Source organism: Verrucomicrobiia bacterium (assembly GCA_019694135.1).
Taxonomy (GTDB): Bacteria; Verrucomicrobiota; Verrucomicrobiia; order JADLBR01; family JAIBCM01; genus JAIBCM01.
On record JAIBCM010000003.1, the window covers coordinates 86,771 to 106,088 of the forward strand.

The 19,318-nt window shown below is 42.9% G+C and carries 15 protein-coding genes; 3 read left to right on the forward strand and 12 right to left on the reverse strand.

Going from position 1 to position 19,318, the window contains the following annotated elements:
• Positions 1-24: 24 nt before the first annotated feature.
• Complete coding sequence (locus K1X66_05055) at positions 25-1,473, reverse strand: ammonium transporter (protein MBX7157736.1); 1,449 nt, start codon at positions 1,471-1,473, stop codon at positions 25-27.
• Positions 1,470-4,268, reverse strand: a complete 2,799-nt coding sequence (locus K1X66_05060) for a DUF2339 domain-containing protein (protein ID MBX7157737.1) — start codon at positions 4,266-4,268, stop codon at positions 1,470-1,472. The genes K1X66_05055 and K1X66_05060 overlap by 4 nt, the downstream gene beginning before the upstream one ends.
• A gap of 104 nt (positions 4,269-4,372) precedes the next feature.
• Between K1X66_05060 and ilvD the strand changes: the two genes are divergently transcribed.
• The gene (gene ilvD / locus K1X66_05065; GenBank protein ID MBX7157738.1) at positions 4,373-6,097 is read left to right on the forward strand and encodes a dihydroxy-acid dehydratase; all 1,725 of its coding nucleotides are present in this window, start codon (positions 4,373-4,375) and stop codon (positions 6,095-6,097) included.
• 17 nt (positions 6,098-6,114) lie between these two features.
• A complete protein-coding gene (gene hflX / locus K1X66_05070; GenBank protein ID MBX7157739.1) occupies positions 6,115-7,410 on the forward strand; it encodes a GTPase HflX in 1,296 nt (431 codons plus the stop codon).
• Positions 7,411-7,420: 10 nt separating this feature from the next.
• On the opposite strand, the gene K1X66_05075 is transcribed toward hflX, so the two are convergent.
• The 10 genes from K1X66_05075 to K1X66_05120 form a co-directional block, all read right to left on the reverse strand.
• Positions 7,421-8,263, reverse strand: a complete 843-nt coding sequence (locus tag K1X66_05075) for a metal ABC transporter permease (GenBank protein ID MBX7157740.1) — start codon at positions 8,261-8,263, stop codon at positions 7,421-7,423.
• 3 nt (positions 8,264-8,266) lie between these two features.
• Positions 8,267-9,022: a metal ABC transporter ATP-binding protein gene (locus K1X66_05080; GenBank protein MBX7157741.1), complete on the reverse strand. Its 756-nt coding sequence runs from the start codon at positions 9,020-9,022 to the stop codon at positions 8,267-8,269.
• 43 nt (positions 9,023-9,065) lie between these two features.
• The gene (locus tag K1X66_05085; GenBank protein ID MBX7157742.1) at positions 9,066-9,896 is read right to left on the reverse strand and encodes a metal ABC transporter substrate-binding protein; all 831 of its coding nucleotides are present in this window, start codon (positions 9,894-9,896) and stop codon (positions 9,066-9,068) included.
• 10 nt (positions 9,897-9,906) lie between these two features.
• A complete protein-coding gene (gene thiE / locus K1X66_05090) occupies positions 9,907-10,563 on the reverse strand; it encodes a thiamine phosphate synthase (GenBank protein ID MBX7157743.1) in 657 nt (218 codons plus the stop codon).
• Positions 10,563-11,552: a DUF4115 domain-containing protein gene (locus K1X66_05095; protein ID MBX7157744.1), complete on the reverse strand. Its 990-nt coding sequence runs from the start codon at positions 11,550-11,552 to the stop codon at positions 10,563-10,565. Before K1X66_05095 ends, thiE begins: the two co-directional genes overlap by 1 nt.
• Before the next feature lie 7 nt (positions 11,553-11,559).
• Positions 11,560-13,953, reverse strand: coding sequence for a DNA translocase FtsK (locus K1X66_05100; protein ID MBX7157745.1), 2,394 nt, complete (start codon positions 13,951-13,953; stop codon positions 11,560-11,562).
• A gap of 74 nt (positions 13,954-14,027) precedes the next feature.
• Complete coding sequence (locus tag K1X66_05105) at positions 14,028-14,930, reverse strand: NAD(P)-dependent glycerol-3-phosphate dehydrogenase (GenBank protein MBX7157746.1); 903 nt, start codon at positions 14,928-14,930, stop codon at positions 14,028-14,030.
• Entirely contained in the window at positions 14,930-15,550 is a 621-nt protein-coding gene (plsY, locus tag K1X66_05110) for a glycerol-3-phosphate 1-O-acyltransferase PlsY (protein ID MBX7157747.1), read from the reverse strand. Before plsY ends, K1X66_05105 begins: the two co-directional genes overlap by 1 nt.
• Positions 15,551-15,574: 24 nt before the next feature.
• Entirely contained in the window at positions 15,575-16,642 is a 1,068-nt protein-coding gene (thrC, locus tag K1X66_05115) for a threonine synthase (protein ID MBX7157748.1), read from the reverse strand.
• Complete coding sequence (locus K1X66_05120; GenBank protein MBX7157749.1) at positions 16,639-17,943, reverse strand: homoserine dehydrogenase; 1,305 nt, start codon at positions 17,941-17,943, stop codon at positions 16,639-16,641. The genes thrC and K1X66_05120 overlap by 4 nt, the downstream gene beginning before the upstream one ends.
• A gap of 121 nt (positions 17,944-18,064) precedes the next feature.
• Here K1X66_05120 and bamD point away from each other — a divergent pair, with 121 nt between their 5' ends.
• A complete protein-coding gene (gene bamD, locus K1X66_05125) occupies positions 18,065-19,315 on the forward strand; it encodes an outer membrane protein assembly factor BamD (protein ID MBX7157750.1) in 1,251 nt (416 codons plus the stop codon).
• Positions 19,316-19,318 lie beyond the last annotated feature (3 nt).

A 19,318-nucleotide genomic window follows, 5' to 3' on the forward strand; every position in this document is an offset into this window, starting at 1 on the left:
TAAAAATATTTAAGTAAATTTCAATTATTGATTCAAAAGATAACCCTCTTCGCCATGTTCTGCCAAATCCAAACCGCGAATTTCTGATTCATCCGAAACACGGAGCCCTATACTCCATTTGACTAACAAGCCAAGGATCAGAGTGCCTACAACGGAAATCCCAATCGTCATGCCGATAGCTTTGACTTGTTCCAACCATAAACCACCATTTTCAACAAATGATTTCAAACCATTTTGCGCAGCATAACTTTCATTGAGAAGGTTTGGATTCACTTGGCTGCTGGTTAAAAATCCAGTTAATAAAGCGCCAATCGTTCCACCCACCGCATGGATTCCGAAGGTGTCCAACGTGTCATCATAACCCATTTTTTTCTTCAATTTTGTCACCGCAAGGAAAGGTCCAAAACTCGCAACCAATCCAATAAGCATAGCGCCGTTGGCACTTACAAAACCGCAAGCCGGTGTGATCGTTACCAAACCAGCAACCACACCCGAACAAAATCCCAACACACTGCCTTGTCCACGCGTGAAATATTCGAGAAGCGGCCACACTAAACCTGCCACTGCCGCAGCCAAAGTCGTAGTCATGAAAGCATTCGTGGCAATACCATCTGCTGCCAAAGCGCTACCCGCATTAAAACCATACCATCCTACCCACAACATACCTGTGCCAATCGCACACAAAACTAAACTATGAGGTGGCATGTAAGATGTTGGGTAACCTTTGCGTTTTCCTAAAAGAATACACAACACGAGTGCCGACCAACCCGAGGCCATATGAACCACCGTGCCACCCGCAAAATCAATCGCAGTAATTTTAGCTGCTGCATTCCAAACCCCATTCATCCAACCCGTAGCGCCCCAGACCATATGCGCCATGGGCACATAAACCGCAAAAAACCAAAGCGCCATAAAAATAGCAATAGCAATAAATTTCATTCGTTCCGCGATTGCTCCCACAATTAACGCCGGGGTAATAATCGCAAACATCAGCTGAAACATGGAAAAAATATTTTGCGAAACCCAATAACTATAATTGGTGTTCGGCGTTCCCAACACATCTTTAAAAAAGAAAAATTCGCTACCGCCCAAAAAGGAGCCGAAAGCTCTTTCCGAAAAACTCGTGCCAAAAATCAGACTATAACCAAAAGCCCACCACAAAATCGTAATAATTCCCGCGCTGGCAAAACATTGCGCCACGACCGACAACACATTCTTGCTACGAACCAATCCTCCATAAAACAAAGCCAATCCCGGCAACGTCATAAACAAAACCAAAGCTGTCGAAATCATCATCCAGGCGTTATGACCTGGTCCCGCAACACCTGTTACAGCACTTCCTGTGGGATCACTATTAAGCAAATAAGCCTCGACCCCTTTCAAACGCTGTTCGGGAAAAAAATTCTGAGCATGCGTTTCTGTGAAAGAGACACATCCCAAAACTAATGCAAACGTTAGCAAAATTGATTTCATAAATATTTTTTTATCATTTCTCCATGGCGATTATAAATAAATCCTAAAATTCCAAGAACGGTTCCACTCATTAACAAAGTCACCACGCGACTTAATGTGCCAAACTGCCATAAATCCACAAATATAATTCTTAACACCGCAACCGCCAGAATCAATAGACCGCCTAAACGATACCAACGTTCTTTAAAAATTAATCCTAACCCAAAAATTACAATTCCCAATAGAGACCAACTCCCTGTCAAAAATATGCCCTCAAAATTTTGTCCAATCCAACGACTGATAAAAATCCATAACGAAACCACAGGCAATAAAATCCAAATATTTTTAAGCCAAATCCCATCAATTTCACGCTTTTTACTGATTTGATAAAGAATCGCTGGCGATAAAATCACGATCAAATCCAACCATTGCACTTTGATTTGCTCACGAAAAAGAAAAAGGAGCAATCCCCAAAGCATTAATCCTCGACCCAAATAATAATTAAGTAGATTAAAAGGTCGTAAATTTAAAATGGCATAACTCAAGCCAATTACTCCAAAAGCTGCAGGTTGATATATTGGCGATAAATAAGTATGAATCCAAAAACCCAACATCACCATAGCCAACACGTGATAAAGTCCGCTAATCTGTCGCAATACTTGCAAATCGATTAACTCGTTCTGAGGCAAATAATCAAAAATTTCACTCAACAACAAAATCGCTGCCAAAGGAATTAAAGCCATAAACCAAGTCATCGGTTGGTCGCCTAGCTTCGCAAAAAAATGAGCCACCGATAAAAACAAAAAAAACTGACCGCTAATCGCAAAAGTCCATTGACGCGCTATTCCGCCATAAATTAACATGGCTAAAGCCAGCCAACCTCCATAAATCAGCCAATCTTTTTCCTGCCACACCGATTCTAAAGCCATATACAAAATCGAAGTAAACAATACCGTAGCCAACCAGATGCCTACTTTCAGCAAAAGCTCGGAAATTCGAATGCGATTTTGATATTGCCACCAATAACTTAAAAACATAGTAGCGCTCAACACGATCGTCGTATTCCACCACGGAATAGTCGAGGCTACGATAGATCGACCTATCCAAGAAGTTTGTCCCATCAATAAAAATAAACCTCCTGCCACTGCCAACTCAGGAAGTTGAATCCGAGGCGCTGCTACTGTTGCCATAACCGATAAAATAGCCAGCGCAGCAATTTCTTTTGGGAAAACAAAGTTCGTCACGATTATTAAAGCCCAACACACTGTGCATAAACCAATATAATAAAAAGCGGGAATATGAAAAAACGATAATGAAAAACGTTTCCGATCCCACCAAGCTTCAAAAAGCAAAACCAAACCCATTCCTGCTCCGACCCAAGCGTGACTTGGCGCTTTTTCTAGCAATAAAGGCAAACCCGTTAGCACAGCTAGCGCTGCCGCGATTCCTGCTGCAATTCGAAATAAAATGGGAAAAAAAGCGCGCGCGGTTAACAATAACATCACGCTCCATAACAATATCAAAAGAGCCAAAGAAAAACCGGAAAATTTAAGAAACAATCCTATTATTAAAAAAATGCAGCCTTTAATCAAATAAGCTTGCGCCATCAAGGAAGAATATTTCAAGCGATATGCTCCAACACCCAATGCCATCAAAACTGCTCCAAAAATTTCCGTGATCCACCACAAACTTCCTTGCAACGACTTGGACAGACTACTTACAAGCAACCCATAAAAAAACAAATTGTTCAGACTTAAAAAAACTGCCTTCGGATCCTCATGCAAAGCATCTCGATCGGCCCAAAAAAGACCCACGGTAAATAAAATCCAATAACTCACTAAAAAAATGACATTCCAAGGAGAAAAGACAGACACCATGAAATCATTAACCTCAAGCAACCTTTGCCAACTCTGCCCCTCCTTCACCCAAAATTGCCAATAAGCAAAAGCTCCATAGGTCGCCAATAATCCAGCCCAAGAACAAAGCGTCCATCGATGTCTTACTAAGAACCAAACTGCTGCCAAACCCAAAACTAAATTCGACAAAAGCGTAAACCATGAAATCGGATTGATCACACACGTGTAATAAGCCAGTAACAACCCCAACGTGGCCAATGTCTGTGATTTTTTCCGTTCTGCAACCCAAGTCATCAATCCAGCCCAAACCAACAACAAAATGGCAACGATCGTAACGCTATTAATCCATTGCACTGTTTTCACAAAATGAGAAGCGTAAGTCGTATAATAAACTGCTGCGAAACCGCCTCCTACAATCACTTGCGAAAAATTTCGTAATGATTCTCTTTTTTTCTCTAGCCCAAAACCAATTCCGATCAAACCTAATGAAATTAAATACAAACCCATTGCTTTAGCAAAAGGAGTAAGTTGTAAAATAAATTTATGATAAATATCATTTCCTAAAAAAACTAAACCCGTTAGAAACAAAAGAACCGCCAAACGAATCAACCAAACTTGTCCCACACGAACCTCAAAAGATTCTTTTTTAGGTAATTTGTTGGATGAAGTTTTTGTTGCAGGCGATGAGGGTATGTGCGGAACACTGATTTCTGGTGGTTTCGATGTTTTTAGCTTTTCAATCGCAGCTTCTGAAAAAACAAGTTTTTCAGATTGGAGAGGAGCCTTTGTCAAAAGTGGCGGTTTTTCTGAAGTGGGTTCTTGGGCCTCAACTTTTTTATCTTTCTCCAAAGCCCGCGCGATATCTTCAATCCGCTGATTCAAAGATGAAAGGGATTGTTGCAACGTTTTTTGCTGCGCTTGAATATCAGCTAAAGTTTTTTTCAAGTCTTCATCACTCATGATGATAAGAAGATTTCCTTAGAAAGGACTTTGCCTCTTATCTGCTCTTACGCAAGTCTCAAAATCTTCTTTTCACCCTGATAAAATCATTTATGAAACAAGAAATGAAAGCCACATCAAAAAGTAAAAAGAAAAACCTTCGTCCTCACTCTGCCATCATGCTCGATGGTCCCGAACGTGCGCCCAGTCGTGCGATGCTTCATGCGGTTGGTTTTACTCCAGAAGACTTTAAAAAGTCGCAAATAGGCATTGCTTCCACCTGGAGCATGGTAACGCCTTGCAACATGCATATTGATAAACTGGCTTTGGAAGCAGCTAAAGGAGCCGATACGGCTGGTGGCAAATCGGTAATTTTTAATACCATTACTATTTCCGACGGTATTTCGATGGGCACGGAAGGCATGAAATATTCCTTGGTCTCTCGAGAAGTTATTGCCGATTCCATTGAAACAGTTGTGGGTTGCGAAGGGTTTGACGGTCTCGTAGCGATTGGCGGTTGTGATAAAAATATGCCAGGTTGCATCATTGCCATGGCGCGTCTTAATCGTCCCTCAGTTTTTGTTTATGGTGGCACAATTCTACCAGGGTGTTTAACACAGTCGAACGGTCAGAAACGAGACCTCGATATTGTGTCCGTTTTCGAAGCTGTAGGCGCTCATGCAAATCATAAAATTAGCGATAAAGAATTGGGCCAAATTGAAGCCTGCGCCATTCCGGGGCCCGGTTCTTGTGGTGGAATGTATACGGCTAATACGATGGCTTCTGCCATTGAAGCGTTAGGTATGAGTTTACCCAATAGCTCAGCGCAAGCTGCGGTTTCCTCAGAAAAATTGCAGGATTGTCATTCTGCCGGTGAAGCAGTTTTGAATCTGATCAAACTCGGCATCACTCCGAAAGATATTATGACCCGCAAAGCTTTTGAAAATGCTATCACGGTGGTCATTGCACTGGGTGGTTCGACTAACGCTGTGCTTCATCTGATTGGAATGGCTCATGCGGCTGGCGTGAAATTGGCATTGGACGATTTCACTCGTATCGGAAAACGCGTGCCAGTTTTGGCCGACCTGAAACCCAGCGGTCGTTACACCATGTCAGCCTTGGTTAATATCGGTGGCTTAACTCCGCTCATGAAAATGTTGTTAGATGAAGGTTTATTGCATGGTGATTGCATCACAGTGACTGGAAAAACGGTAAAACAAAATTTAGCGACTGCAAAATCTTATCCTAAGGGTCAAAATGTTATTCGTCCTTTTAGCGATCCGATTAAAAAAGATAGTCATCTTATTATTCTTTACGGAAATCTTGCGCCTACCGGCGCGGTAGCAAAAATTTCGGGCAAAGAAGGTGATCTCTTCACCGGACGTGCGCGTGTGTTCGAATCGGAAGAATCAGCGCTAAAACGCATCCTAGATGGCACCGTGAAAAAAGGTGATGTTATTGTGATTCGCTACGAGGGCCCTTGTGGTGGTCCCGGCATGCGTGAAATGCTTTCCCCTACCTCTGCAGTGATGGGTAAAGGTCTTGGAAAAGATGTTGCCCTCATCACTGATGGCCGTTTTTCTGGAGGCAGTCACGGTTTTGTGGTGGGTCACATCACACCAGAAGCTCATTTGGGTGGGCCCATTGCATTAATCAAAAATGGAGATAAAATTACCATTGATGCCAATAAACGTCTTATGACATTACACGTTTCCGCTCAAGAATTGCGTCAACGCAAAGCCAAATGGAAACAACCCAAGCCCCGTTATACGAAGGGGGTTTTGGCAAAATATGCAAAAATGGTAACAAACGCCTCGCAAGGAGCCGTAACTGATGCTAACTTATATTAGGAGATGACAATAAAGGAATGATAACCACACGCGATCAAACCCCTCGCGCAGCACGAGCTTTTTTAGTCGGTGTTCAAGTGGGTAAAGCAACCGAAACCCATACTGCCAGTCTATTGCATGAACTCCAAGAGCTGGTCGCAACACTTGATTTGGAAATCGTAGACTCCTTATTAGTCAAAATTTCTTCCCCTCACCCAAAATTCTTTATCGGTTCGGGCAAAACCGAAGAAATTATTGAAAAAGCGAAAGCAGCCAAAGCGGATCTTATTATTTTTGATAATGAACTCACGCCCGGCCAACAACGCAACTGGGACAAAGCTTCCGGCTTGAGCGTCATTGATCGAGAAGAAGTGATTCTGGAAATTTTTGGACGCCGTGCGCAAACCCATGAGGCCCGTTTGCAAGTCAAACTCGCTTTTATGGAATATTCTTTGCCGCGTTTAAAACGTGCTTGGACTCACCTCAGTCGTCAACAAGGTCTTGGCGGTAAAGGTGAAGGGGAAACTCAACTTGAAACCGACCGTCGTTTGGTTCGCAAACGCATTGAAAAATTAAAAGAAGAATTAGAAACCGTGCGTGCCCAACGCGCCACCCAACGCAAACAACGACAACGCCTCCCCACCCCCGTTGTTGCTATCGTCGGCTACACCAATGCTGGCAAATCTTCTTTGCTAAAAAAATTCACGGGCGCCGAAGTTTTGGTGGAAGACAAACTCTTTGCCACGCTTGACACCACTACTCGCAAAATTCAACTGCCTAATCAACAAACCGTTTTATTAACGGACACCGTCGGTTTTGTGCGACAACTCCCGCACCGGTTGGTGGAAGCTTTTAAGGCCACACTCGAAGAAGCAACCATGGCCGATTTTCTTATTCACGTTCTCGATGTTAATAATCCAGAAGTGCTGGAATTTTATCAAACTACCCTTTCCGTTTTAAAAGAACTCGGGGCCGATTCTAAACCTACCCTCACCGTTTTTAATAAAATTGATCTAGCGCCCAGTCCGGAGCAATTAGCTCATATTCGACAACAATTTCCCACTGCCATTTTTATCTCCACTCACACTGGCGAAGGGTTGCAAGAATTGCTTTATCGTATGAGCGACTTACTCAATCCTGAATTGAAACAAATCCAAGTTTTACTACCCCATTCTCGCTACGATCTCATCACCCAGCTTTATCGCCACGGTAAAGTGCTCAACAAAATTATCCGTAACGAAGGCATTGAAATGATTGCTCGAATTTCGAATCGTTGGCTCACATGCTATCAACCCTTTCTTATACCCGTTTCTAAATTGAAAAAAGCTGCTTAGCTTAATATTTTTAATGTGCTGATTTTTTTTTGCACATTAAGGCTATAATTAGAAAAGCAAGATGGCACAAAACGATCGTTGGACCGGTGATCGTGTTAAACTGATAAGAAACCATCACGCCTCCCACAGAAGCCACTAAACCCATGCCCATAGCCGCCAAAAGCATGACTCGAAAATTGGGCGCAACAATTTTTGCCGCGGCGGCAGGAATCACAATCAGAGCGCTTACCAACAATGCGCCCAATAGCTTGATACTCAAAGCCACCGTTGCAGCAATGATTATGACCAAAGTATAATTAAGTCGACGCGTAGCAATACCATCACTTCTGGCTAATTCTTCCTGTAAAGTCGTTAAGGTTAACGCACGCAAATTCCAAAAAATAAAAAAATAACAAAAAGCCGCAAGAATAGTGATCAGAATAATGGAGCCCCAGGAGTTAGCGTTGATATCGCCGAAAAGCGCGCCTTCTAAAAATTGATAACGTTGAAGTTGAGAAATAATTAGCACTCCTAAAGCCACACTGCCTGTAAAACAAAACGCAATAATTGTGTCGGCTTTCAAATGGGCGCGCTCAAAAAGAAACGCCATTACCAAAGCAATAATCAAACAATAAACTAGCAATAACACGCTTTGTAACCAGGCTACATTCACCCAATGAAACCGGGATTGCAAAACTTGTTCAACAAACAGGCCCAATGCAATGCCCGTTAAAGCCGAATGCGCTATCGCGTCGCTAAAAAATGCCATGCCCCTCAGTGTGATAAAAATGCCGAGTAACCCACAAACGGGTCCCATCAAAAAAGCCGCCAACAAAGCGCGCTGCATGAAATCGTAATGCCACATTTCCATCATACCTTAGCAACCCACAATATCCTGAAGCGAAATAAAAGCCTCCTGGTGCCCCGTTTCAAATGAGCCATAAGCTTTCGCTAAATTTTCACGCGTTAGAATAAGCGAAGGTGCGCCTTCGCAATGAATGCGTCGGTTTAAACAATACACTCGATTGCAAATATGATTCACTAAATGCAAATCATGTGACACCATCAAAACACCAAGCTTTAAATGATCGCGAACATGATGCAACAAGGCATCAAAACTCATGCCGCCTCGAACGTCGACCCCTGTTAAAGGCTCGTCTAATAATAAAATATCTGGTTTGGTCAAAAGACCTGATGCCACCAAAACGCGTTGCCATTCTCCTCCAGAAAGTTCGCCTAATTTTCTATCGAGAAGATGTTCTGCACCTAAATCCCTAAGCTGTTTTTGAGCGAGTCTACGCTCTAACGCGTTTGCGAGGCCAAACCAAAATCGTTTTTGATTTAAACGCAATGCAAGAAATTCCAAAACGGTAAGCGGCACGGAATTGTCAAATGGCAAACGCTGTGGCACATAACCGATTTGGAGTTGAGGTTTTTTTTCAATCGTCCCTTGGCGTTTTGTTAAAATGCCAGCCAGACATTTTAATAATGAACTTTTTCCGCCGCCATTAGGCCCAATGAGACCAATAATTTCTCCCGCATGAATTTCCAAATGAATATCTTCAAAAACATTTTCTTCACCATAACCTCCACTTAAATGAGAGGCTCGCAATAAAAGTGATCCGACTTGCATGATAAAATCTCATTGTAGAGCAAGGGCTTTACTTGCCAAGTTATTAGCGAAATGTTTCCTGTAATGTTTTCAAATTGTTTTTTGCAACTTCTTCGTAGAAAGCCACTGAATGAGAGCCAGTTTCCATCGTGTCCAATTCGGCTGTTTTTACGCCGGTATCTACCGCAATTTGTTTTAATAACTGAGGGTTATATTGCGGCTCGCTAAAGAGCACGGAAATTTTTTCTTTCCGAATGACGTCGATAATATGAGCTAAATACTTGGGTGTTGGTTCTTTACCAGGGAATTCTTCAAAAACTCCCAACCTTTTTATGCCATAACGATGGGCTAAGTAAGGAAAGGCATCATGAAACGCGATCATTTTTTTGCCATTTAATGGTTTAAGTGTTTCAACATAATTTTCATGCAATTTTTTTAATTGCGCGATATATTTTTTTGCGTTTTTTTGATAGTAGGTTGCGTGCTCGGGATCGATTTTTTCTAAACCTTTTGCGATATTTTTCACTTGTTCGATAGCCAACAAGGGATCTAGCCAAGTGTGAGGATTATTATTAATTGTTTCAATCCCTACGCTGGCATCAATTCGTTTGGCTTTGGAGTTGATTTGAAATGCTTTTTCCAAAAATTCTTCCAAACCTAAACCATTAAAAATAATTACATGAGTAGCCGCTATTTTTTTGGCATCTTGAGGTCGCATCATATACTCGTGAGGTCCGACATTGTCCGGCAATAAATTAATCACTTCCGCCCAGTCGCCTGCTACATTTTTGGTAAAACAATAAATTGGCGAAAAGGTGGTTAAAATTTTTATTTTTTCTGCTGAGCTACTCCAGGCTAAGATACCGATGCAAAAACTTAAGAATTTTTTTTTCATTTTTTAAAAATTAAGATGATAATGGGAATCGAGATAAAGTTTCATTTAATTGCAGGCAATAATCGCTGGGAGAGGCAGCTTGCATGATGCCGGAAACAGCTACCACGCGTTTCGCCCCTGCTTGTAAAATAGTTTTTAAATTTTCCAATTTTACGCCGCCAATACAAAAAATGGGAATATCGACTTGTTGATGGACATTTTGAATCAAATCTAGACCAATAGGTTGATAAGCAGGTTTGGTGGGTGTGGCGAATAAAGGTCCAAATCCAATATAATCCGGTTTTTCTTCTTGCGCAGTAATGGCTTGATTCAAAGAATGTGTCGATTTACCCAAAACAGCAGGCACTGGCATTTTTTTTCTGACTTCGTGTAGCGGCATATCCTCTTGTCCGACGTGCACTCCTTCCAAATTGAGTTTGGCCGCTAGTTCCACATAATCATTCAAGATCAAAGGAATTTTTGCTTCTTGAGTGATTTCATGAATCGCTTTTGCCATCGCCTCGACCTGTTGTAGAGATTCTTTTTTTGCGCGCAGTTGAATAACATGCGCTCCCCCTTTTACCAATTCTTTGGCGTAAAAAGTAACGCTTCTTTCTCTTAAATAACCGGTGTCAATAATCGCATAAAGTCGCGCTTGTTGCAACCAGAGCCGCCAATCGTTTTGCATTAAGGCAAAGTAAATTCTTGGCGAGAAGCACTTTGACTCAGTTGCCCACGCGATTGTCCATTGATGGTTAATAACAATGCGGAAGCTGGTCGCGCGACAATAAAGAAACGTTCACCTTGCCAGGAACCGCTTTGACCCGGAGCCATCACCCCATCATACACCGGACGACTTTCATTCCCATTCACAATGACTCGCAACCAAACTTCATCCGTGGCTTGTAATTGCAATGTGGTTGTGGGTTTCACCACTTCTGCGCGAGGCGCTTCGAGTTGATTGGTTTCATTGGCAGGCCCCACTTCCTGAGTAATAGGTTGGGCTGATGGCGCTTGAGGTTCCGGTAAGGGTTCTACAGGTGGTGGTGTTTCATTACGCACCACAACTTCTGCGCGAGGAATAGGAGGTTCTGATGCTGGTGGTGTTACCACTTCTGCACGAGGAATATTGGCCTCAGATTTATTCTTTTTATTTTTTTTCTTAATTGCGACAGGGGTTGTTTCATTTAATGGAACGGCTCGAGGCACGACATTGGTTTGAGTGAGATAATGATTATTATTATCTGTAGGATATTCCTTAAAATTACGGCCAATACGCCAAAGCACGAAAATAATTCCGATAACAATCAAAATCGCCATCAACCCAATAATCTGTCCGCCAATACGTTGAAGAGTGGGTTGACGAACTTTGGTCACAGGTGGCATTGCTTCGAGAGGCGGTACATGAGCCAGCTCTGCCTCTTCTTCGTCAATACGACCTTCTAATTTCGCGATCACTTTATGATCATCCAATCCTAACGCCCGCGCATAAATGCGAACAAATCCTCGCACATAAGCCGCACTCGGAAAATTATCATAATTATCAGCCTCCAGATCGTGCAGTTGTTCTGGTTTAATTTTAGTGATTTGAGCAGCGGCCTCTAAGGTCCAACCGCGTTGTTCGCGCAATCGGCGCAACTCTTGACCTAAAGATTCTTGAACAGGTTTAGAACGCATAATTATCTCAATTTAAATCCACTAATAATTCCCGCGGTTTTGCTCCATTTTCTGGTCCGACAATACCTCGTCTTTCCATCATGTCCATAATTCGTGCCGCTCGCGTATAACCTAATCGCAAACGACGCTGTAACAAGGAGGTAGAAGCTTTTTTTTCCTGATGCACAATTTCCAAACATTGTTGATAGAGGGCTTCATCCTCTTCGTCAACCTCTTCACCTGCTGCAACGGGTTGTGAGAGCTTGCGATGGATTTCTGCTTCATAAGTTGCAGGCGCCTGGTTGCGAATATGAGCCACTACGCTTGCTACTTCGTCATCAGAAACAAAAGCGCCTTGGGCACGAATTAGCTTGGCAGCGCCAGGCATCAAATAAAGCATATCCCCTTTCCCCAATAAGTTTTCTGCTCCCGGCTCATCTAAAATCACTCGTGAATCCAAAGCCGAAGGCACTTGGAACGCAATGCGGCAAGGGATATTGGTTTTAATGACACCGGTGACCACTTGCGCGCGAGGCGTCTGCGTGGCAACAATCAGATGGATTCCCGCAGCACGCGCTTTAGCGGTTAAACGAGCAATCGCATTTTCTACATCTTTAGGAGCTGTTTGCATCAAATCGGCCAACTCATCAATAATCACTACAATATAAGGAAAACGACTGGGTATTTTCTCTTCTTCCACTAGTGGTTCTTGTGTTTCGGTTTCTTCCTCATCATCTGCATGGGCCAAAGTTTCTTCCAAATCCAATTTTTCAACCTTTGATTCACTTTGCGGGCGAGCATTAAATGCAGCAATATTACGCACTCCGGCACGCGCCATCATCACATAACGTTTTTCCATTTCATTGATCACCCATCGTAAAGCAACTAAAACTTTCTTAGGTTCTGTAACCACTGGCACAACCAAATGAGGCAGATGATTGTAGCACTGCATTTCTACCACCTTAGGATCGATCAAGATAATGCGTAAATCCTCAGGATTAAAACAATAAAGCAAACTCAAGAGAATACAGTTAATGCAAACGGATTTACCTGAACCCGTAGTGCCTGCAATCAACATATGTGGCATCTCGGCCAAATCCGCCACCAACGTGGATCCATAAACATCCTTACCCAGGGCTAAAGGAATTTTTGCGCGATTATTTTTCCATTGCGGCGTTTCAAACAGATCTCGCAAACTGATTGCCACCTTATCGGAATTGGCTAACTCTACTGCTACACTATCTTTACCCGGCACGGGCGCTAAAATGTTAATGCGCTCCGTTTTCATCGCGCGCGCGATATTCCGATCCAAACTTTGAATTTTTTCTACTCGCACACCTCGCGCAGGATAAAGTTCATAACGCGTAATGGTTGGCCCTCGTGTGATATCGCCGGGCGTTGCTTCGATCCCAAATTCTTTAAGCGTTTCCAATAACAACTGTTGCTCTGCTTGCAAGCGCTCCTGACTAACTGTGACTTGTTTGGATATTTCGCTAAGTGATAATAAATCCAGTGAAGGCAAGATGTAATTTTTATATTCCATCTCAGTTTTAGGCTCAGGAGAAGCAGCCTTCACAGTTTTCACTCTACGTTTTTCTTTGATATTGATAACCGGTTTAGTAATTTCCTCCTCTTCTGGTTCCAATATTTCAGAATGAGCTAGAGTAGAAGTGTCAATAATGCGAGGTTCCGGGCGCGCTATGGGCAATTCTTCTTCGGGCGGAGTTTCCAGTGGAACACCCGATTTTTTTAAGCGTTTTTGCAATTGCTGCTGTTCGCGCATGAGCTTTTTCTTTTGAATTTCCAAAGCTTTTGCTGCATCAGCTCGTTTGAGCTGCCATTGATAGATGGCATTTCTTAACCATGGGCCAAATGCGCGAATTAAAGTTAAAGGTTTAATTTGAAGCAAAAGAATCAAGCACGTAAAATAAATCGTTAACCAAATAAGAATTGAGCCTCCTCGACCAAAAAAGCGAACTAACAAAACCGAATTCAGTTCCGAACCAATGTAACCTCCAGCACTCGCTACATCTTGTCGCGCTTGCCAAGCCCCTAAAAAATCGTGCTCTAAAAAGTAATTGGGTAAATCAATCAAGGCTGATCCGGCTATCACCACGCCTAACATTAAAAGTGTAGATACCCAAAATTTAAATCTCTCTCCCCACAAAGCATAACCTGCTATCACCCCTAACAAAATAGGAAGAAGATAAGCAGCAAAACCAAACGCAAAAAATGAGCCAAATGCTAAATATAATCCAACCGGGCCAACCCAATTGGTGCAAGGGTTAGGATTGGAGCGATGAAAAAAAACTTCATCAGACGAATAACTCAGTAGGCTTAACAACAACAAAAGCGCACCGCAAAACAGGCCAATACCTATCATTTCTCGTCGATAAAAATCGCGTCGGGTTGTTGCTTTCATAAATCTTCGATCAGATTAGCGTGATTAAAACCAAGATTCAATGCCACACATTTAATTTTTCTGATTCTTTATTTTTAACCCACTATTCTTTCCGTCTCGGGCGGTCGCGCCAAGAGATCGTGCAACGCTTGTGAAGCCGGTTTCTTTTCATAAATTACCTGAAAAACTTCTTCCACAATTGGCGCAACAATATGATGTTGCCTGGCTAAATGACGCACAGCTTTCACTGTTGTTACCCCTTCCACGACACCGCTCATTTTGGGCAAAATAGTTTCATAAGGCATTTTTTTCTCGGCCAGAGCCACACCAAAACTACGATTGCGACTCTGCGCTCCATAGCAAGTGAGCATCAAATCGCCCACTCCGCTTAGACCCATAAAGGTTTGGAATCGGCCTCCTAACGTTACTCCCACCCGCATCATTTCTGCTAAGGCGCGTGTGACCAAAGCCGCCAAGCTATTGTCGCCCAATTTCAATCCCGCACATAATCCTGCCGCAATGGCATAAACATTTTTCAACGCCCCACCTAACTCTACCCCTGTCACATCATCACTTCGATAAACACGAAACTCCGGGCGATGAAAAAGCTGTTGTACCGCTTGGGATAAAGCATCATCCCGACTAGCCGCCACAATCGCAGTCGGCTGCTGCGCTTTTACTTCCTTAGCAAAACTCGGTCCCGATAAAACCGCATAAGGCACATCACCCCAAGCCTCATTAATCACCTCGCTTACACGATGACAGGTCTCAGGTTCGATTCCTTTTGTGACACTAATCACGCCCACTTTGGGAGGCGACCATTGTTTTAAATAACTTCTCAAATAACGAGAAGGAATCGCCCACACGATATAATCTGAATTAGGTGTCCATCGCGATGGATCGCGATGACTGGTTTGCACAACTTCATGCCCATTGCGCAATAAAACTTCGGCCAAAGCTGTGCCCCATGCGCCGCAACCTAAAATTTGAATTTTCATTAAGACTGATCTTTTTTCCTAAAACTTCGAAACTCTTTCCCCTGCCACAATCGAACGATATTACTGCGATGCCGAATGATTGCCATGATTCCTAAAAACAAACAACTCGTACCTTTCACACCCCAGCCATAATAATACAAACCCGAAACAATCAAAGCCAAACAAGCCGCTAGCGACCCGATCGAAACATAATAAGTGATAGCAAACGCGATCAGCCACGCACCCAATGCCCACATCGCAGCATAAGGAAAAACAATAATCAAAACTCCCAAACTCGTTGCAATGCCTTTGCCCCCTTTTCCTTTCAACCACGGACAATAGTTATGACCCAAAACTACTGCTAATCCCAAACCTACCTCAAACCAAGCTTCAGGCGATGAACTTTTCTCTAACTTCGAAAACAAAAACAATCCTAAAGCTACTGCGCCCGTTCCCTTTAAAACGTCCAAAATAAAAACTAACGTTCCCCACTTTTTCCCCAGAACTCGGCCCACATTCGTCGCGCCGATATTGCCGCTACCTTGCTTGCGAATATCAACTCCTTTTACCTTAGCAATCAAAAATCCAAAAGGTATGGAGCCAATAAAAAAAGCCAGGAGCAAAAGAAAAAAAATATTCATCGAAACGTTTCCTTACAGAAAAGATTAGGGATTTTTAGCTTCTAGCAACTTTAAAATGTGCTTTTTCTTAGGTTTAGAAGCTAAAACTTTCACCGATTGATCAATCGCCGTATCGGGATCTTTCAAACCATGACCCGTCACCGTGCAAACAATTACACAACCTTCTGGAATCACGGCCGTGAATTGGCTAACCTTCAATAAACCCGCTACCCCTGCCGCACTCGCTGGTTCAACAAAAACACCTTCTTTTGAAGCTAGCAAAGCATAAGCTTTTAAAATTTCTTCATCCGTAACTGAATCAATTCGGCCTGAAGACTCCGAAATAGCGCGATTAGCCGCTTCCCAACTAGCTGGATTTCCAATGCGAATCGCTGTGGCAATTGTTTCCGGTTTTTTTACCGGTTTTCCCAACACCATAGGCGCTGCTCCCGCTGCTTGAAATCCCCACATCTTTGGCATTTTCGTGGCTCGCTGTAGATTAAAAAACTCGCAGTATCCTTTCCAATAAGCGGTAATATTTCCCGCATTGCCAACGGGTAGGAAATGAAAATCGGGTGCTTCGCCTAAATCACGAATCACTTCAAAGGCAGCCGTTTTTTGTCCTTCGATTCGATCGGGATTAATCGAATTCACAATCGCAATCCCTTCTTCATTGCCCAATTCACGCACCAGATTCAGCGCATCATCAAAATTGCCTTTAATCGCGATCACTTTCGCACCATACATGAGTGCTTGAGCTAATTTACCCTTAGCAATTTTCTTTTTCGGTAAAATGACTGCGCATTTCATCCCTGCTCGCGCCGCATAAGCCGCAGCCGCAGCACTGGTATTGCCCGTTGAAGCGCAGATCACGGTGTGTGCACCCCGCTCCTTTGCTAAAGAAAGAGCCACTGTCATACCGCGATCTTTGAATGATGCCGTTGGATTTAATCCTTCATATTTTAAATAAACTTTGCGACCACCGCCGATCGTTTCACTCAAATAGCGCGCTTCTAACAAAGGCGTATTGCCTTCATGCAAGGTTACTACCGGCGTTTTTTCAGTAACCGGTAAATGCGCGCGAAATTCTTCAATTACTCCTCGCCAACTCATGATTCAAAATCCTCCAAACGCAATGCTACGGCTTTACCGCAACTTACCGACAATTTTTCTACCTTGTGAAGCGCCGAGCGAAAATCGCCCTCTTTTGCATCGTGAATCAATAAAACCAGTGGAACCGCTTCACCCTCGTGACCTTTCGGCTGGAACACCGAAGAAATACCAATCGCATGACGAGCAAAAATTTCTGCCACCTTTGCCAAAACTCCTGGTTTATCTTTCACCAATAAACGCACATAATAACGACCCACTGTTTCCTCAAACGGTTTTAATTTTTGATAAAGCGAATGAAAACGATATCCTTGAATGATACTGTCTTGCGATAAAGCCGTAGCGGCTTCTACCAAATCGCTAATCACCGCACTCGCTGTGGCATCAGCGCCTGCTCCACGACCATAAAAAAGCGTGTCGCCCACGACATCGCCGCGAACTGCTAACGCATTATAGCTACCGCTCACCGATGCTAAAACATGTTGCGATGGGATTAATGTGGGACTCACATGCACTTCAACCGCATTTTTCCCCACGCATTTAATTACAGCCAATAACTTAATCGTATAACCCAAAAGTTTGGCATAATGAAAATCGTCTGTTTGCAAATGAGAAATGCCTTCTACCGAAACTTTTGAAGGATTCACCCAAAATCCGTAAGCCAATGTGGCCAACAAACACGCTTTATGCATGGTGTCGAACCCTTCAATATCCAATGTGGGATCAGCTTCGGCAAAACCCAATTTTTGCGCTTCGGCTAAAGCTTCTTGAAACGTTTGTCCTGTTTGGCTAATCGAACTTAAAATAAAATTACAAGTGCCATTGATGATGCCATGAATCGACTGAATTCGATTTGCAACCAACCCTTCTCGCAACGCTTTTAAAATAGGAATACCTCCTGCCACGCTCGCTTCAAAACAAAGGGGTTTTTTTACTTGTTGGCCGATAGCTAGCAAATCATTAACTTTTTCTGCTAAAAGCGCTTTATTCGCTGTCACCACTCCCTTGCCCTTTTTCAAACTGGCTTCAATCAAACGGTGCGCATCTTTTATGCCGCCCATGAGTTCAACAATGATTTCGATCTCAGGATTTTTTAACAAATCCAAAGGATGCGTAGTAACAGAAACTCCTTTCCAATGGGTTAAAGCAGGCCGAGCTTTTTTGCTATCACGCACGGCTACCTGGACCACCTTAAAACGAAATCCACTGCGTTGGGCAATAATTTCAGCATTGCGAGCCAAGTGTTCTAAAACACCCGAACCCACAATTCCTAAACCAGCAATGCCTATTTTTACCTCGCGCACGGGCCTGAATAAACCGAGATTTTATCAACATGTCAACTCCTTCGAGAACCTGTAAGATGCTTCTCTTAGCACGAATTCTACTGGACGTTGCTATTTCATTCGTTATCGTTTGACGTTGATTATGGTTAAAAAAGGTTTGTTTCTCATTGCTATCGGGTTAATCGCTTTTCCCTACTCTTCACCTGCCCCTATTGAATGGATTGCCGGTGAAGGTTGGGTTCAAGATGAAACCGTTGCCGTTCAAGGGAAAAATTCTCGGGAACAACTCCAAATCGGTCGACAATACGAAAATGTTCAAGATTGGAAGCAAGCGCGCCAATCTTATATGGCCCTTGTTCGTAAATGGCCTTTTTCTTTCAATGCCGGTGAAGCGCAATTTAAAATTGGTTGGTGCTCAGAAAAAATCGGCGAATTTGCCCCGGCTTTCAAAGCTTACCAACGTTGCATTGAAAAATATCCTGCCAGCAACTTTTTTGAAATGGCTCTCGAGCGCCAATACAATATTGCTAACCTTTACCTCGCCGGAGAACGACAGCGCATTTTAGGAGTTCCCTTTATTCCTTCCATGGAAAAAACTGTGGAAATGTATCAACAAATCATTAAAAATGCGCCCTTCGGTCGCTACGCTCCTGATAGCCAATTCAAAATCGGATTAGGTTATGAAAAACAAAAAAAATGGGCTGAAGCCGTAAAAGCTTATACGAAAATCCTCGATCGTTACCCTGGCAATGACATTGTCGATGATGCCCAATACCAAATTGGTCACACTTGGTTTCAAGCCGCAAATGCCGCTCAATACGATCAAGGTGCTGCGCAAAAAGCATTGGACGCCTTCAACGAATTTCTCGCTCGCTATCCCAACAATGAAAAAGCGCCTCAAGCCCAAGAAAATATTAAACTCTTAGAAAATCGCGCAACATCCGGCTCCCTTAAAATTGCGGAATTTTACGAATCACAAAAACGCATTGATCCTGCTATCATATATTATAACGATGTAATCCAAAAATCGCCTTCATCTACAGAAGCCGATGCAGCTCGGAAAAAAATCGAAACGTTAGTGCCTCTAACTGAAGTGGGTCCTACCTTACCTAAAAATTTTGCTCGTGCCAATCCTTCTACCTTACCTGATCCCGATATTGACATTCCTTGGAAAGCTTCTCAACCCATAGACTCTTCCACTTACCCGTCCGATTTAGATTTCGATGAAGAACCACTTCCTCCTTTGCCCTCCGATCTGGAACCGGAGCTTCCTGAAGAAAATAAATTAAAAGATAAAAAAAACAAAAAGAATAAAGAGGATAAAAACGAAGAAGACCTTCCTCTCTTCGATGAAAATACCATTACTAACACCATCCCTACCGAACCCGAATAAAAT

Coding starts and splice junctions, on each gene's coding strand:
- K1X66_05055 (MBX7157736.1), bottom strand. CDS start 1,473: ATGAAATCAATTTTGCTAACGTTTGCATTAGTTTTGGGATGTGTCTCT.
- K1X66_05060 (MBX7157737.1), bottom strand. CDS start 4,268: ATGAGTGATGAAGACTTGAAAAAAACTTTAGCTGATATTCAAGCGCAG.
- ilvD (MBX7157738.1), top strand. CDS start 4,373: ATGAAAGCCACATCAAAAAGTAAAAAGAAAAACCTTCGTCCTCACTCT.
- hflX (MBX7157739.1), top strand. CDS start 6,115: ATGATAACCACACGCGATCAAACCCCTCGCGCAGCACGAGCTTTTTTA.
- K1X66_05075 (MBX7157740.1), bottom strand. CDS start 8,263: ATGATGGAAATGTGGCATTACGATTTCATGCAGCGCGCTTTGTTGGCG.
- K1X66_05080 (MBX7157741.1), bottom strand. CDS start 9,022: ATGCAAGTCGGATCACTTTTATTGCGAGCCTCTCATTTAAGTGGAGGT.
- K1X66_05085 (MBX7157742.1), bottom strand. CDS start 9,896: ATGAAAAAAAAATTCTTAAGTTTTTGCATCGGTATCTTAGCCTGGAGT.
- thiE (MBX7157743.1), bottom strand. CDS start 10,563: ATGCAAAACGATTGGCGGCTCTGGTTGCAACAAGCGCGACTTTATGCG.
- K1X66_05095 (MBX7157744.1), bottom strand. CDS start 11,552: ATGCGTTCTAAACCTGTTCAAGAATCTTTAGGTCAAGAGTTGCGCCGA.
- K1X66_05100 (MBX7157745.1), bottom strand. CDS start 13,953: ATGAAAGCAACAACCCGACGCGATTTTTATCGACGAGAAATGATAGGT.
- K1X66_05105 (MBX7157746.1), bottom strand. CDS start 14,930: ATGAAAATTCAAATTTTAGGTTGCGGCGCATGGGGCACAGCTTTGGCC.
- plsY (MBX7157747.1), bottom strand. CDS start 15,550: ATGAATATTTTTTTTCTTTTGCTCCTGGCTTTTTTTATTGGCTCCATA.
- thrC (MBX7157748.1), bottom strand. CDS start 16,642: ATGAGTTGGCGAGGAGTAATTGAAGAATTTCGCGCGCATTTACCGGTT.
- bamD (MBX7157750.1), top strand. CDS start 18,065: ATGGTTAAAAAAGGTTTGTTTCTCATTGCTATCGGGTTAATCGCTTTT.